Origin of the sequence: Chroococcidiopsis sp. (genome assembly GCF_051657925.1) — a bacterium.
Classification (GTDB): domain Bacteria; phylum Cyanobacteriota; class Cyanobacteriia; order Cyanobacteriales; family Chroococcidiopsidaceae; genus Chroococcidiopsis.
The window spans coordinates 1-14,999 of record NZ_JBOFLP010000226.1 but is presented as its reverse complement, the minus strand read 5'-3'; the positions used below and the strand labels follow the sequence as shown (position 1 = coordinate 14,999).

Below are 14,999 nucleotides of genomic sequence, written 5' to 3'. Positions count from 1 at the left end.
CCACTGGTTGAGCAAAGTTGACTTGTTGCCAACCCGTAGCAGTTTCGTTGCTAAAGGTAGCGGTTGCTAGTCGCTGCCCCGTACTCGTCCAAAGATTGCCAATGTATGTACCAGTATTTCCACTGCCTTTGTAGAAGCGAATGCCAGTGATATAACCATCGATCTCTGACTTGAACTTGACTCCCAATTCCACGGCTTGAGTGTCAGAGCTGGCTGCTGTGGTAGGAGTTGCCGTGTCATTCCAGAAGCTATACGAACTAGACGATGTTGTAGTAAAAGACCATCTGAAGTTAGCGACTAGGGGATTACCTGCTAAGTCTTGAACGCGAGGCTGGCTCGTCCCACCGATGACGGTAGCGGTATATGTCCTGCCTGTGACTAACGAACTGCTCGGTTGCAATGTGGCGGTGCGGGTAGCTGCATTGTAGGTGACGGTAGCAGGGACGATCGCATTAGTTGAATCTTGTAATACAAAGGTATTTGCATTAATTGTCGCTGGATCGATTGCCTCGCTGAAGGTGGCTGTGAGACTCGATCCAAGACTGGCGTTTGTTTCTCCGTTGCTGGGAGAAGTAGAACTGATGCTGGGTGGAGTCGCGTCTGTAGTCGCGTTAGTGTATGTAGCAACGTAGTTTCCGCTAGCAGCTGAGAACAAGGCGTACTGAATACCTTTAATTTGCTGTGTTGTGTAAGTAACTGGGCTGCCGTTAAGCGTAATACTGGCAACTGTTCCAGCAGCCGATCGCGCTGGCAACATTGCTTGCAGTCCTCTTGCACCTGTCCCTGGCGCGATCGCAAAGCTCAAAGTATTGTTATTCCATGCCAACCCGCTAAATGAGGAGTTGTTGCGACCATCAAGCCAGGTCAACATTTGACGGGCAGAAACAATCGGTACACCACGGGTTTGTGCTGAGGTAACCACTGCATCGGAAACTGCTGAGATGTTGCTATCAGTATGTGCGTTGACCGTGAAAACACCGTAATATCCCTCTGCTCCAAGGGCGCGATCGAGTAGAGTATTGACTGTGAAAGGGTATGTTTGTCCCGACTCATCGGTTATTTGGGTAGTTGCTTGATAGACATCAATGAGCGTCCCGTTCAGATCGGCAAAGCGCATTGGCATACCACTTCCAGTAAAGAACCCTGGGCGATCGCCTACCCAATTAGGCGGCCAGAAATAGTAGTTGGTATCGAGCCGTATTCCTTGACTCAGCTCCACTTTGGACGCGGTAGCCCAGTCACTCCAAACACCGCAGTGGTGTCGCTGGCTTGGCGAGGCAGGTACGCTGGGAAAGCGGGCACTCCACGCATTAAGTTGCTGTGTATAGAAAGTCTGAAGCGAAGTAGGCGTATAATTCGCACAGTTTGTGTTGACATGCAACCCCACTTCAAAACCATCAGCAGTGAAAGCAGCTGCCTGTGCATTACTTATTGGTGTGTTGGGATAAATATATGAAGTGCCGCGAACGCATTCCCAATCTTCTACAGAGCAACCAGCCGGACTCATGGTTTTGTATTGGTTGAACCGACCTACAGTTCCTCCATTCGCATGATCGTCGCCAGTCATCAGCACAACTGCTTTCTTGCCATGCGGAAAATACCAGAAACGGGGGAGGGGTTTTTTATCAAGGTTCATGGTCAGAATTAAGTTTGCTAGCAAACGCTGTTGTTCGTCAGCTTGCGGAATAGCAACTTTATTCAGATCGATCCAGTCTGGTTGAGGATCGTGACTTGCCGCACCAAAGAACAAGTCGCTAGAGCGAATTGGTGAGAAACCATCGCGCTCCTGCCCAACCCAGGCGGGATTTCCTTGACGGGTGTAGACGACCGAACGCGCTAAATCGTAAGTAAATGCGGCGACCTGACCACCACTACTACCAACACTACGCAGCGTTACCGCTGGGTTAGATGTTGCTGCGGTTGCGTTTGTATAAAGCATGGCGACACTAGTAGCACCGTTTAGAGTGTAGCGATCGGCTATGTCATGAAACTGGATAGTTTGGTTAACAATGCCACTACCAGGGGCTTTCGACGTATCTACAAGTAAATAACCGTTGGAGAGTGTGGAAGCTGTATCAGTAAGACCAAGCAAACTACTGAGCTGCTTGTCAGGACGCATTGCAATCAGATTGCCACCACTAGCTGCCCAGTTACTAAACATCGTCACCTGAGTGGGACTTAGGGTCATCTTGGCAAGGATAACTACGTCGTAGTTAGCCAGCATCTCTGAGGAAACTGAGGAAATATCGCTGACACTGAATGTATTCAGCCCTTCATTTCGCAGAATCTCGGCATAGTAGTCGCTGAAAGGGTCGGAAGTAGTTGTTATGACTAGGATCGGTCCACCTGGTCCCGCATTAGGCAATGGTGCAGCAACAGCAGCTGATGTTTGTAACTCTGGCAAGGGTAGTGTCGTCATGAGTACAGATGCTTGACCCGCGCTCAGGAGAAATGTGCATACAGATAATGTGAAATACTTGAGATGTCGTTTCATGGGAATCCTTGCCAAATTACAAATATGAATAGAAATAAATAGGTTTGAACGGAGCTGTTGGTCTAATTTTGATTGACTCGCACGGCAAAATTCACCTAATTAGTAGGCATTTAATGCTGGCTTATTCGTGATATTTAAATTAGAAATGATTTAGGTTTTATTAAAAAATAGCTCTTGCGCTTTTTCATTTTTGACTTCAAAAAAAACTAAAGAAGTTAACGCAATTACTAAATTATTTATTAGTAGTAGATGCATGTTGTTTCTTGTAACGATCGCATCTGCAAATTCAATACATCAAAAACTTAATTTCTCCGCTTTTAGACTATCTGTTGCAATTTCTCTAACTAGGATTAACAAAATGTCAATTGTTCTAAGATCGCAGAAATAAACTTCATAAAAACTATAAAAAGATAAATGTAATGAAAAGATTGCAGCTAGGGTGCATCCGTAGGCGCTCTAGTACTTCCTAACCGAAGTCAATAGCTTGAAATTATAGAGATATATTTTTTAGCTAAAAGAGAAAATCATCATTTCTGCCTTCAGTGTTTTTACTGCTAGTGATAGTTACATTAAATACTAAAAAAATGGTTTTCAAAGCAAAAGACGGTGAAGAAACGAAGCTAAATGTTAAATAAACTGTAAAGAGAGTGGCTTGGTAGGTTGTTGAAGCTCGGTTGTATAAAGGTCTTGAGGGAAATAAGGAGGTAACATTATGGGAGCGCAGTAGACCCCACAGATTTCACGGATAGTTAGGCTAACATCAGTCATGCGTGTTTGGTCAGCGCATGAGATGCGGGCAATGCAGCGATTGTGCAGCATTTCTGTAGGCTAGAATTTTCTTGAGATATATACAATTCAATTGCCGTACATTTACTTAAGTAGATTTACGGTTGCGATCGAGTCAGATATAATTATCAGTAAAATTGCGGTTGGACACGCGAAAAAGAAAGAATTACAGTTTATTCGTAAATTGACTGAGTAAGGACTAAATAAAAAAAGTTTGTTCAATACATAATTTACCTACATTTGAAGTATATAAATCTGCGAGATTTTAAATCTCTCATACTTCAATGTAGGTAACGCTGGTAGAGAGAGCTTGACACTACTAAAAAATATTACGTTATTCTCCTTGAACCAAGATAAATCCGAGGCTTTGCTGTACTAGAAATACAAAGTCTTGTGAAAAGCAAGAGGGCATAATTCTGAATGAAGAAATTACTAGTAACTGGATCGTCGGGACTTATTGGATCTGAAGTTTGCCTGCATTTTGCTAGCCAAGGTTGGGCAATTCATGGTGTTGATAACAATCAAAGAGCTATTTTCTTTGGACCCCAAGGAGATACTCGTTGGAATCAAAAGCGCTTGGAATCTCTGATTAAAGGTTTCGTGCATCATGAAATAGATATTCGCGATCGCCAACGAGTCCTAGATCTCATTGAAAGTCTCAGACCAGAGGCGATCGTGCATACAGCAGCACAACCCAGCCACGACCGAGCAGCAGCAATTCCCTTCGATGACTTTGACACCAATGCAGTAGGAACGCTAAACCTTTTGGAGGCAACGCGCCAATTTGTGCCGGAGGCTCCTTTCGTACATTTATCTACTAACAAAGTGTACGGAGATGCACCGAATGAGATTGCCATGATGGAGTTAGAAACCCGATGGGAATATGCCGAGCCAACTTATCAGTATGGTATTCCTGAATCATTCCGCATTGACCAATCGAAGCATTCTCTTTTTGGTGCTTCTAAAGTTGCAGCTGATGTTATGGTTCAAGAGTACGGTCGATATTTTGAACTCAAAACTTGCTGCCTGCGTGGTGGATGTTTGACAGGACCGAATCATAGTGGTGTAGAACTGCATGGATTTCTTAGTTACTTAGTGAAATGTAATTTAGAAAATCGCACGTACAAAGTTTTCGGATATAAGGGAAAACAAGTACGAGATAATATTCACTCCTATGATGTTGCTCGTTTCATTGAAGAGTTTATCCAAACACCCCGCTGTGGTGAAGTGTATAACTTAGGTGGTGGCAAGGATAATACTTGCTCTATTTTGGAAGCTTTCGAGCTTGTGGCTTCGCTGACTCATAAAAAAATGCAGTACGAGTATGTTGATAAAAATCGTGAAGGAGATCATATTTGCTACTACAGCGATCTCCGTAAAATGCAGAATCACTACTCTAATTGGTCTATTACCAAACCTTTGAAATTGATATTTTTGGAAATTGTAACGACTTGGACAAAAAGACTTCAAGAGGTAGCATAGAGCGTATTATGGTTGATAATCTACCTCGCATCTTATTAGTTACTGAAGCGACCTTAAGTCAAGAAGGCAAGGGGGTTAATCGAACTCTCGTCAATTTATTTGATAACTACCCTGCTGAATTACTGATGTTGTTTTGTCCCGAACACGAGTTAGAGTCTAACCCGACAAGTTCGCCATTCGATCGCCAAGTGCTTTCCTTTTTTGGACATCGTTTACCCCTAGTACATAATCGATTAGGAAGATTTCTTAATCCTTTAATCAGTCGAATAAATCTACAATTGCTCGATTGGCTGCCTATTTCAAATTTACAAAAACTAGAAGAATTTGAGCCGGAAATTATTTTAATTTGTCCGGTCACATCTTTGTGTTTACTCATGGGTTATAAATTAACTCAATACTTTCAATGTCCATCCTTGATTTACTTCATGGATGATTGGATCGCGTGCGATAACTCGCGGTGGTTATCGAACAGCGTTCAAAAAACGGCTACTCAACTTTTAAAACAGGCAGATGGCTGGTTGATGATTAGCGAGCAATTACAAAATGAATTGTCAAAACGCTATCAGATAAAACCTCAAAGTTCGCTGATCGTTCATAATCCTGTTGACTTATCAGACAAGCAGCCGCCTGATACAATTATTACCCATGAAGGTACGTTTAAAATTGTCTATGCTGGTTCTATTTGGTCGATGCACTATGATGCAATAGCCGCGATCGCTGAAGCAATTTTTCAGCTCAGATGCGATGGAAAAGATATTGAACTCGTGGTGCATACAGACAAATGTTTCTGGAATCCATACAGAGAAAAATGGAAGCAGTGGGAAGTAACGTATGGCGATATAATTCTCTATCAAGAACTCAATAACTATCTCCAGCGTGCCGATCTACTACTTGTCGCTTCATCATTTTTACCTGAATACGCGCACATGACTCGTTCTTCAGTACAAACTAAGTTGACTGACTATATGGCTGCTGGTAGACCAATTTTAGCTTGCGGTCCAGCTTACTCTGCTTGTAATCAATTCTTAAAAAAATGGAAGTGTGGACTTGTTTGTGAAACGAACCAAGTTAATACAATCGAGAGTTTTTTAATGGATATAATTCCGAATAAAACCTTACATCAAGAAATAGCAGAAGTAGCTTTTAACGTTTTGAATGAGAATTTCGATAAAAAAATAGTGACTGAGAAACTTCAGTCATATGTTAAGCAGATTTTTAGTCAAAATATCAAAGGCGATCGCATACTCAAAACAAAAAAATCTTCGAGCGACAAACTTTTAGCTTCTGACTGTAATTAATAGAGCGTAGATCGAAATTAGTATAACCGTGCCTTACAAGTCTTAGTAGAAGCATGAATTCGATGCCTTTATTTTCTGCGATCGTCCCAACCTACCAGCGCAATGACTTACTAGCAAAATGCCTACAGTGTCTAGCACCTGAGATTCAAACTCTGCCATTTGAACAGTATGAAGTCATTGTTACTGATGATGGTTCTGAAGTAACTGCCGAGCAAATGATTCGCGAGTGTTTTCCTTGGGTAAAGTGGGTATCCGGTCCTCGTAAAGGTCCGGCAGCAAACCGAAATAATGGGGCAAAATATGCCAGTGGTGAGTGGCTAGTTTTTACGGATGATGATTGTCTCCCAGATCCTCAATGGCTAGAAGCCTATGCTCAAGCTAAAATTACTGAGCCATTTTATCTAGTTTTTGAGGGGCGAACTTATGTCGATCGCCCAAGACGAAGCCTTGCAGAAACTTCACCTATTAATGAGTCAGGTGGTTATTTATGGTCGTGTAATTTTGCCGTACAAAAGCAACTTTTTGAGTTTCTCACTGGTTTTGATGAACGATTTCCCTACGCTGCGATGGAAGATGTAGATTTTAGATTAAGACTTGTCAAGAGTGGATATAAGTTTTCTTTTGTGAAAACTGCTTCTGTGTGTCATCCCTGGAGAGCCAAGGGAGGATGGAACAAAATCAAACAACATCGAGAAGCAACATTTATTTACTTATCTATTCATGCTGAAGAATTGGTAAATATTAATTCTGTATATTATTTATTGTTTGCTTTACGGAGTTTTGTCAATCAGACAATTCCGGCAATTTTGAGATTTAACTTCACTGGAATTAACGAAGCTTTTTTAGAGCATTTTGCATACTTATACATGAGCGTACTACTATGGCGCTATAAATTGACAAGCATGAACACACTTAAAAATAACTAAAAAACTAACATTTTATTCTAACAATGAAAACAATTAGTCTTCAAAGCCATTGGTCGGAGAGTTGGAAACAAAGTTATTCATACGATTTAATAGAAATGTATGGAGAAACTAGTTATCGTGGATATAGCTATGCGTATTCTCATCGATATAAGCATACTTTAGAGTTAGTTCAAAAAGTAACACAACCAGGAGCAAAAATTTTAGATGTAGCTGCTGCACAGGGCAACTTTAGTTTGACTTTAGCAGAGCTAGGCTATGAAGTTACCTGGAACGATCTTCGTGAAGAATTGGTTGATTACGTCAAACTGAAATGGGAGTATGGAACTATTCACTACAAACCGGGAAATGTTTTCACATTAGGGTTTGCTGCTGAATTTGATGTCATTTTAATTACTGAAGTTATCGAACACGTTGCTCATCCCGATCTGTTTCTGAAGAAAATAGCTCAGATGGTGAAGCCTGGAGGTCACATAGTCATGAGTACGCCAAATGGCGAATATTTTCAAAATCGTCTGCCTAAATTTTCGGATTGTCCCGACCCCAGCCAGTTTGAAGCAATACAATTTCAACCCAATTCAGACGGTCATATCTTTTTATTACATTTAGATGAAATAGAAAGTATAATTCATCAAGCTGGATTATCGATTCAAGAGACAAGAATTTTTACAAATCCACTAACTAACGGTCATTTAAAACTAGGAAAATTATTGAATTTTCTCGCTCCTAGCTGGGTTGATGCTTGTGAAAATTTTACGCAAGCTTTGCCATTAGTCTTGCGAAAAAAAATCCACACTGGAGTTGCTGTTTTACTGACTCGTATAGCCTAGTTGAAAAAATTAATGCAGTGACTTTAATGGATATCATTCAGATTGTCCCACGGCTACCTCCAGCAATAGATGGCTTGGGAGATTACGCCTTAAATCTGGCACGGCAGCTTTACAATGATTTTAATCTCAAAACTCATTTTGCGATCGGTGATGCGGCTTGGACTGGAAATACTCAAATTGAAGATTTTCTAATTAATTCAGTAGACGAACGTTCCGCCACAGCTTTACTATCCTTATTAGCAAGCAAACCAACTACAGTCTTATTACATTACGTCGGCTACGGTTATGCTAAGCGAGGCTGTCCGGTTTGGTTAGTTGAAGGCTTAGAACGTTGGAAAAGAAATACTCCTAACTCGAATTTAGTAACGATGTTCCATGAAGTTTATGCTTCTGGAAAGCTACCTTGGACGAGTTCTTTTTGGTTGTCCGATTGGCAAAAAAAACTAGCTGGTCGTTTGTCTCAAATTAGCGATCGCTGCTTGACAAGTAATCAAAATTATGCAGAAGTTTTGTATCAGTTAAGTCAGGGGAAACAGAGTCAGATTCCCACGCTACCCGTCTTTTCTAATGTGGGAGAACCAAAGCAAATACCACGCTTGACAGAACGTTCTCGGCGCTTAGTGGTGTTTGGTAGTCCTAGCATTCGCAAAAGAGCTTATCGTCAATCCTTGAAAGAACTTAGCCAAGTCTGTCAGTTATTCGATATTCAAGAAATATTGGATATCGGAGCGCCAACAGGTTTAGTTTTATCTTCAATTCAAGGCATACCAATAGTAGAAACAGGTAAATTATCTGCTCCAGAAATTAGTGAAATTCTGCTCAACTCCTTCGCAGGATTCTTTAATTACCATCTAGAGTATTTGGCAAAATCAGGCGTATTTGCTGCTTACTGCGCTCATGGCATATTAACTGTGAGTCCTAGAGTTTATACTTCAACACAAGATGGCATAGAACCAGGAAAACACTACTGGGTTTTCAGCGATCGCATCACAGAGATAACAGATTGCGTCGAGGTGCAGGCGATCGCTAGTCATGCCTACACCTGGTATCAAACTCATAATTTATCAGTGCAGACTCAGAACTTTGTCACCCACGGATTGGGTAATATATGCACAAATATAGGATGACTTTATTTAAGATTTTAAAGCAAATTTTCAAGGTATATTTATCTATTTTTGAGAGGATGATTGAGTGAAATTACTAATTGCTGCGATCGCTATTTTATGTATTGTTGGGATCTCGGCACTAAATTGGCGTGGCTCTGTTAAAGCTGTGTTTTTCATTCTTGTGATTGAGGGTGCATTGCGCAAATGGGTGTTACCTCAAGCTAGCGACGCAATTTATTTTTTAAAAGACTTAGTTCTTTTAGGTGCTTATCTGCAATATTTTGTTTTTTCAAGTAGAAGATTTTCAATTCAAAATCGCACTATTTCTATTTTAATTATTTTTACGAGTATATGGTGTGTATTACAAGTTTTTAATCCTAGCTTAGGTTCACCTCTAGTAGGAATTTTTGGTCTCAGAGGTTATATCTTTTACATTCCCTTGATGTGGATGCTGCCGACCCTATTTCGATCGGAACAAGATTTATATAAATTTTTGCGTTTCCATCTTTTATTAGTCATTCCTGTTGGTCTTTTAGGTATTGCTCAGTTCTTTAGTCCTGCTAACAGTCCAATCAACGTGTATGCTCCCAGTCAATTGAAGGAAGTAGCTACATTTGGGGTTGCAGGAGCAACCCAGTTTGCTCGCGTCACAGGCACATTTTCCTACATAGATGGCTATGCAGTATATCTATTAATATGTTTCGGCTTACTAATTTCCTTCTTGTCACTCCAGCAGTCACGTTTTTGGAGATGGGCTTCTATTTTTGAACTAGTTTTGATAGTCATTAACTCTTGCATGACTGGCTCTCGTAGTGTTGTTTTTGCATTATTATTATTCTTTTTTAGCTTTATAACTGTTAAAGGATTGACTCAGCCTGAAAAGAACATATCTCTACTCAGAAAATTCTTATTACCAGCTATATGTATTTCTCTAGTTTCTTTTATCTGGTTTAAACCAGCAATTAATGCCTTTTTGTTACGGTCAAATTCTAATCAAGATGTGACTGCACGTATTACGGCAACCTTTACCCAGCCTTTCGAGTTTATCCAGTACAAAGGACTCGATGGCTATGGCACTGGAGCAACACAACCAGGGGGTCAAACACTTCGCCGATTGCTAAATCTACCAGATGGTGCAGTTATTCCAACCTACTATGAAGAAGAACCAGGCAGAATAGTTTTGGAGTTAGGTCCGATTGGTTTTTTTCTGTGGTACGGACTTAGATTGAGTATTCTCATTGCGATTTGGCTAGTTTTCTGTAAATTGAAAAAACCATTTTTGCGTCAATTAGCACTGACAGCATTACTGATCCAGACAATTGGAATCTACGACCAACTAGTGACTCAACCTACCTTCTTGCCTTACTACTGGTTTTTCAGTGGCTTTATCTTTCTCTTACCACGATTAGAGTCGATAGAAAGCTGGTATCGAGAACAACAATTATTGCAACAACACAATGTCTCATCCACGTATCTCCCTGATTCACCCTACCAGTAATCCCTTTGCCCGCAATGCTGCCCTAGCTTTGGGGGAAGCTAACTTACTCCAAGAAGCGATCTCGACAATTGCTTACAATCCCAAGGGAGTATTATCGCGCTACTTAAACTTACTACCGCAGAAAATTAGCAGTCGTTTGGCGCTGGAATTGGGTAGGAGGGCGTGGACTGCACCCGCAAATGCATCCATGCGATCGCACCCTTGGCAAGAAGCCATACGTCTAGCATTAGTCAAAACTAAGTTGAATCGTTGGCTGAACTTAGGTCGTCAAGGACCGATCGATTGGGTGTATGTCTCTCTAGACCGCCACGTTTCCCAGCATCATTTGCACAATTTAGATGCAGTCTATGCCTACGAAGATGGTGCGGCGATCGCATTTGAAGTTGCGAAACAACGCGGAATTCTCTGCTTGTACGATCTCCCAATTCCTTTCTATCGCATGAGTCGAGATCTCCAAGCCCAGGAAGCAGAACGTTTTCCAGAGCTAGCGCCAGCATTACAGGCAGTCAAGGAACCTGCTTGGAAGATCGAGCGCAAGGAACGGGAAGTTCAACTGGCAGACCATATATTTGTTGCATCTTCTATTACCCAAAGATCGCTGTTAGATGTGGGTGTCAAACCAGAAAAAATTAGCGTTATCCCCTACGGCGCACCGATTGATTATTTCCACCCGCAAACTAAACCCGATCGGCTGTTTCGCGCTTTGTTTGTCGGTCGCGTTGGACCTCGCAAGGGCTTCCACTACTTATTACAAGCTTGGCAAGAACTACAACTACCTGATGCCGAGCTGTTGGCGATCGGCATTAACGAGTTTCCCGACAACTGGCTAACTCAATATAGAGATACTTTTCGCTATATTCCATCTCTCCCTCACGCGGCGTTGAACGAGTACTATAGCGCCGCAAGCGTTTTTGTGTTTCCCTCGCTTGTAGAAGGATTTGGACTCGTACTGCTAGAGGCAATGGCTTGCGGGATTCCTGTCATCACGACATCCAATACTGCTGGTCCAGATATTCTTACAGACGGGGTAGAAGGTTTCATTATCCCTATTCGCGATGTCGAAGCTCTGAAGGAAAAACTGGAATGGTGTTATTCCCACCCCCAAGAATTAGCTCAAATGGGACAAGCTGCTCGCCGCAAAGCCGAGCAATTAACGTGGGGATTGTATCGACAGCAATTAGCCAGTCGCGTCCAGGAGCTTTTATGCCAGAATTAGCAGATCGCACTAACTGTCACTTGTGGTTTCCGAATATTTTTGAATTTAAAGGCGGAATTCAAGTCTATTCGGCTTTCTTGCTCAATGCCTTAGAAAGCTTATATCCAAATTGGCACTATCAGGTTTATCTCAAGCACGACACTCGATCGCCATCCAATCTTGCCCGATCGCCCAATACTCAGTTTTACTGTACTGGCTCTTTACCTTTGCCATTGCGAACAGTTGGCTTTGCCGCTCAGATCTGTGGAGCGGGACTATGGCAGCGACCTAGCTTAGCGATCGCGACTCACCTAAATTTTACTGTTGCTGCCTATTGGTTGAAACAGCTAACTGGGATGCGTTACTGGGCGATCGCCCACGGTGTAGAAGCTTGGGATATTAACAAACCTACTCTACAAAAAGCCCTGCACCATGCCGACCGCATTCTTGCCGTCAGTAGCTATACACGCGATCGCTTGCTCCAAGAGCAAAATCTCGATCCGGCAAAAGTCTCGCTTTTACCAAACACTTTTGATGTCGACCGCTTCAATATTCAGCCAAAGCCGCAATACTTATTAGAGCGTTACAATCTGACACCGGAACAACCAGTAATTTTAACTGTTGCTAGATTAGATTGCCGCGAACGTTACAAAGGATACGACCAGATTTTGCAAGCATTGCCTGAGATTCGCCGTCAGATTCCCAACGTTCGTTATCTGATTGCTGGCAAGGGTAGCGATCGCCCTCGAATCGAACAGTTAATCGCGAAACTTGATTTAAAAGACTGCGTGACCTTAACTGGATTTATTGCCGATGCCGAACTTGGCGATCACTATAACTTGTGTGATGTTTTTGCAATGCCGAGTAAAGGCGAGGGGTTTGGGATTGTCTACCTAGAAGCTTTAGCCTGTGGCAAACCGACTCTAGGAGGAAATCGAGATGGAGCAATTGATGCCCTTTGTCATGGAGAACTAGGGGCGTTGGTCGATCCAGACGATACAAACGCGATCGCCCGAACTTTAATTCAAATTTTACAAGGCACTTATTCGCATCCAATTCTTTATCGACCTGAAGTTTTAAGACAGAAAGTTATCGATACTTTCGGATTCGAGCAATTTAAACAAACGATGAATAACTTAATTAAATTCAATTTGGGCAGTCAATGAAAGTTTTACACGTTATTCCTTCGGTCGATCCTGCTTTAGGGGGACCGACTCAAGTTGTTCTCAATCTAGTCAAAGCTTTGCGCGAACATGGAATTGATGCCGAAATCGCCACTACGAACGATAAAGGTTCGGAATTGTTAGACGTGCCGCTCAATCGGCGAATTGAGTACGAGCAAGTCCCGATTTGGTTTTTTCCGCGTTTTTCACCACCAATTAAAGAATTTATTTTTTCAGCAGCTCTAACCCGTTGGCTTTGGCAACACGCAAGAGATTACGATCTGATAGCAACTCACTATCTTTTTTCTTATGCTCCCGCTTGCGCTGCCCTAATTGCTAGGCTGCAAGGAATTCCCTACACTATGCGTACTATGGGACAGTTAACTCCTTGGGCTTTGTCTCAAAGTTGGCTAAAAAAACGGATATATTCATTTGTAATTGAGCGCCACAATCTCAATTGTGCCGCTCTTATTCATTGCACTGCTCCAGGCGAAGCCGAGGATGTCCGAAATTTTGGCATTCAAACACCTAGTTTCACTTTACCTTTAGGAGTCAATCGACCGATAGAACTGCCCGATGCTAAGCAAAAGCTATACGAAACTTACGGTATACCTACCACAACACCAGTTGTCCTGTTCCTGTCGCGGCTTCACCCCAAAAAACGCCCAGATTTGTTAATTCATGCCCTCAGCCAGCTAGTAACTCAGATTGACAACTTTCATCTTATTTTGGCAGGTTCGGGAGAGCCGCAGTATCTTAACTACTTGACTGACTTAGTATCATCCCTTGGGCTTTCCTCGCGTACATCCATCACTGGTTTCGTTATGGGTAGAGATAAAGATCTCCTCCTACAAGCCTCAGATCTTTTTGTCTTGCCGTCCTTTTCCGAAAATTTTGGGATTGCCGTAGCAGAAGCAATGTCAGTAGGGCTACCAGTCATCGTGACTCCCGACATCCAAATTTCACCAGAAATTGCCGTAGCATCGGCTGGGCTGGTTGTTGAAGGTCAAATCGAACCCTTAACAAATGCGATCGCGCAACTACTATCATCTCCAGAACTCCGGCAGCAATTGGGAGAGAACGGTCGGCTGTTGGCAAGTCAACGATATTCTTGGCAGGCGATCGCCCAAAATCTGATCTCGATTTACACAGCAGCGATCGAGCAACAACCAATACCTACAACTTTCTCAGATCCAGGGAATTTTGTCATGCTGCCATAAAAAAAGCAGCAACATGCTAATCAGAGATGTAGCGCGAATAATGCCAAGAGTAAAAACTGCCAGTTTGAATAAAAAACAGTGCTTTCTGCCCACGAAATCTCGTTTTGTCTGTTTGGCGACTTCTGTTGTGTTATTCGTACTGTTCGGTATTATTCCTTTCCGACTATCAATTGCTCTATCTCAAAGACCACTGCCCCAAGCAATTATTGCTTTAGGTGGCGATCCAATGCGCGAAACTTTTGCTGCTGACTTTGCTTTACAGCATCCACCTTTAGAAATATGGATTTCTTCTCCTTATCTCAAAGCCTTCGATCTTGCAGATCCAAGTGCCTCTGCATCGCGAATACATGTCGATTATCGCGCTGTCGATACCGTAACTAACTTTACCTCTCTAGTTGCCGATTTCAAACAACGGAATTTTCAACATGTTTACTTAATTACATCTGATTTTCATATGGCAAGAGCAAAGGCGATCGCCTTTTTTGTCTTTGGTAGCCAGGGGATTGCTGTGACTCCCATATCAGTACCATCAAACAAACCACCTGAATCTTGGTTTCATATTTACCGTGATGTTTGTCGCACCTGGCTGTGGATGATTACAGGTCGTACTGGAGCTAGTTTGACAATACTTTTCGGTTAAGACTAGATCCCCCCTAGCCCCCCTTTTTAAGGGGGGAACAAAGCCCCTGTTTAAGGAAGGAACTCTCGCCCCCTTGTTAAAGAGGTTGGGGGATCGCCAAGCTCTAGGCATCATGCATATTTGAAATTCGATCTGATGAATTGAATTATATGTATCTAGATCGTTATACTCTCGGAACTTATAATCCTGGCGCTCCTTTGTGGAAACAACTCCTGTGGTATTTTTTCGGAGAGCCTTTATTTCGCAGTCATTGGCTACCTATCTCTAAGTTAAAAGTCTGGATACTACGTAGTTTTGGTGCTACAGTTGGTCGCTCTGTGTGTATTAAACCTGGAGTGCGGGTAAAGTTTCCTTGGCGGCTAAC

The 14,999-nt window shown here is 42.3% G+C and carries 11 protein-coding genes and 1 pseudogene; 11 read left to right on the top strand and 1 reads right to left on the bottom strand.

Annotation, left to right across the window (positions count from 1 at the left end; translation table 11 throughout):
• Positions 1-2,494 (bottom strand): DUF4082 domain-containing protein (locus ACRC32_RS18195; protein WP_438555291.1); only part of this gene is annotated, 2,494 nt, incomplete at its 3' end.
• A gap of 1,206 nt (positions 2,495-3,700) precedes the next feature.
• Here ACRC32_RS18195 and ACRC32_RS18190 point away from each other — a divergent pair.
• From ACRC32_RS18190 to ACRC32_RS18140, 11 genes and pseudogenes are all read left to right on the top strand, one after another.
• Positions 3,701-4,762, top strand: coding sequence for an NAD-dependent epimerase/dehydratase family protein (locus ACRC32_RS18190; RefSeq protein WP_438555290.1), 1,062 nt, complete (start codon positions 3,701-3,703; stop codon positions 4,760-4,762).
• An 8-nt stretch (positions 4,763-4,770) separates the two neighbouring features.
• Positions 4,771-6,060, top strand: coding sequence for a glycosyltransferase (locus ACRC32_RS18185; protein ID WP_438555289.1), 1,290 nt, complete (start codon positions 4,771-4,773; stop codon positions 6,058-6,060).
• Positions 6,061-6,113: 53 nt separating this feature from the next.
• Positions 6,114-6,986 (top strand): glycosyltransferase family 2 protein, encoded by an 873-nt coding sequence (locus tag ACRC32_RS18180; protein WP_438555288.1) that lies wholly within the window; start codon positions 6,114-6,116, stop codon positions 6,984-6,986.
• Between the two features lie 23 nt (positions 6,987-7,009).
• Positions 7,010-7,813 carry a class I SAM-dependent methyltransferase gene (locus tag ACRC32_RS18175; RefSeq protein ID WP_438555287.1) on the top strand — a complete coding sequence of 268 codons (804 nt, stop codon included), beginning with the start codon at positions 7,010-7,012 and terminating at the stop codon, positions 7,811-7,813.
• A gap of 26 nt (positions 7,814-7,839) precedes the next feature.
• The gene (locus ACRC32_RS18170; RefSeq protein WP_438555286.1) at positions 7,840-8,940 is read left to right on the top strand and encodes a glycosyltransferase family 1 protein; all 1,101 of its coding nucleotides are present in this window, start codon (positions 7,840-7,842) and stop codon (positions 8,938-8,940) included.
• 64 nt (positions 8,941-9,004) lie between these two features.
• Complete coding sequence (locus tag ACRC32_RS18165; RefSeq protein WP_438555285.1) at positions 9,005-10,417, top strand: hypothetical protein; 1,413 nt, start codon at positions 9,005-9,007, stop codon at positions 10,415-10,417.
• Positions 10,377-11,633 carry a glycosyltransferase family 4 protein gene (locus ACRC32_RS18160; protein WP_438555284.1) on the top strand — a complete coding sequence of 419 codons (1,257 nt, stop codon included), beginning with the start codon at positions 10,377-10,379 and terminating at the stop codon, positions 11,631-11,633. The genes ACRC32_RS18165 and ACRC32_RS18160 overlap by 41 nt, the downstream gene beginning before the upstream one ends.
• Complete coding sequence (locus tag ACRC32_RS18155; RefSeq protein WP_438555283.1) at positions 11,621-12,778, top strand: glycosyltransferase; 1,158 nt, start codon at positions 11,621-11,623, stop codon at positions 12,776-12,778. The genes ACRC32_RS18160 and ACRC32_RS18155 overlap by 13 nt, the downstream gene beginning before the upstream one ends.
• Positions 12,775-13,995 carry a glycosyltransferase gene (locus ACRC32_RS18150; RefSeq protein ID WP_438555282.1) on the top strand — a complete coding sequence of 407 codons (1,221 nt, stop codon included), beginning with the start codon at positions 12,775-12,777 and terminating at the stop codon, positions 13,993-13,995. The genes ACRC32_RS18155 and ACRC32_RS18150 overlap by 4 nt, the downstream gene beginning before the upstream one ends.
• A gap of 40 nt (positions 13,996-14,035) precedes the next feature.
• Positions 14,036-14,635 carry a YdcF family protein gene (locus tag ACRC32_RS18145; protein WP_438555281.1) on the top strand — a complete coding sequence of 200 codons (600 nt, stop codon included), beginning with the start codon at positions 14,036-14,038 and terminating at the stop codon, positions 14,633-14,635.
• A gap of 149 nt (positions 14,636-14,784) precedes the next feature.
• A pseudogene (locus tag ACRC32_RS18140) lies at positions 14,785-14,999 on the top strand (colanic acid biosynthesis acetyltransferase WcaF); the annotation flags it as partial.

Excerpts from the sequence above, each read along its gene's own strand:
- ACRC32_RS18155 (WP_438555283.1), top strand. The coding sequence starts at position 11,621 with ATGCCAGAATTAGCAGATCGCACTAACTGTCACTTGTGGTTTCCGAAT.
- ACRC32_RS18190 (WP_438555290.1), top strand. The coding sequence starts at position 3,701 with ATGAAGAAATTACTAGTAACTGGATCGTCGGGACTTATTGGATCTGAA.
- ACRC32_RS18160 (WP_438555284.1), top strand. The coding sequence starts at position 10,377 with ATGTCTCATCCACGTATCTCCCTGATTCACCCTACCAGTAATCCCTTT.
- ACRC32_RS18185 (WP_438555289.1), top strand. The coding sequence starts at position 4,771 with ATGGTTGATAATCTACCTCGCATCTTATTAGTTACTGAAGCGACCTTA.
- ACRC32_RS18145 (WP_438555281.1), top strand. The coding sequence starts at position 14,036 with ATGCCAAGAGTAAAAACTGCCAGTTTGAATAAAAAACAGTGCTTTCTG.
- ACRC32_RS18175 (WP_438555287.1), top strand. The coding sequence starts at position 7,010 with ATGAAAACAATTAGTCTTCAAAGCCATTGGTCGGAGAGTTGGAAACAA.
- ACRC32_RS18180 (WP_438555288.1), top strand. The coding sequence starts at position 6,114 with ATGAATTCGATGCCTTTATTTTCTGCGATCGTCCCAACCTACCAGCGC.
- ACRC32_RS18170 (WP_438555286.1), top strand. The coding sequence starts at position 7,840 with ATGGATATCATTCAGATTGTCCCACGGCTACCTCCAGCAATAGATGGC.
- ACRC32_RS18150 (WP_438555282.1), top strand. The coding sequence starts at position 12,775 with ATGAAAGTTTTACACGTTATTCCTTCGGTCGATCCTGCTTTAGGGGGA.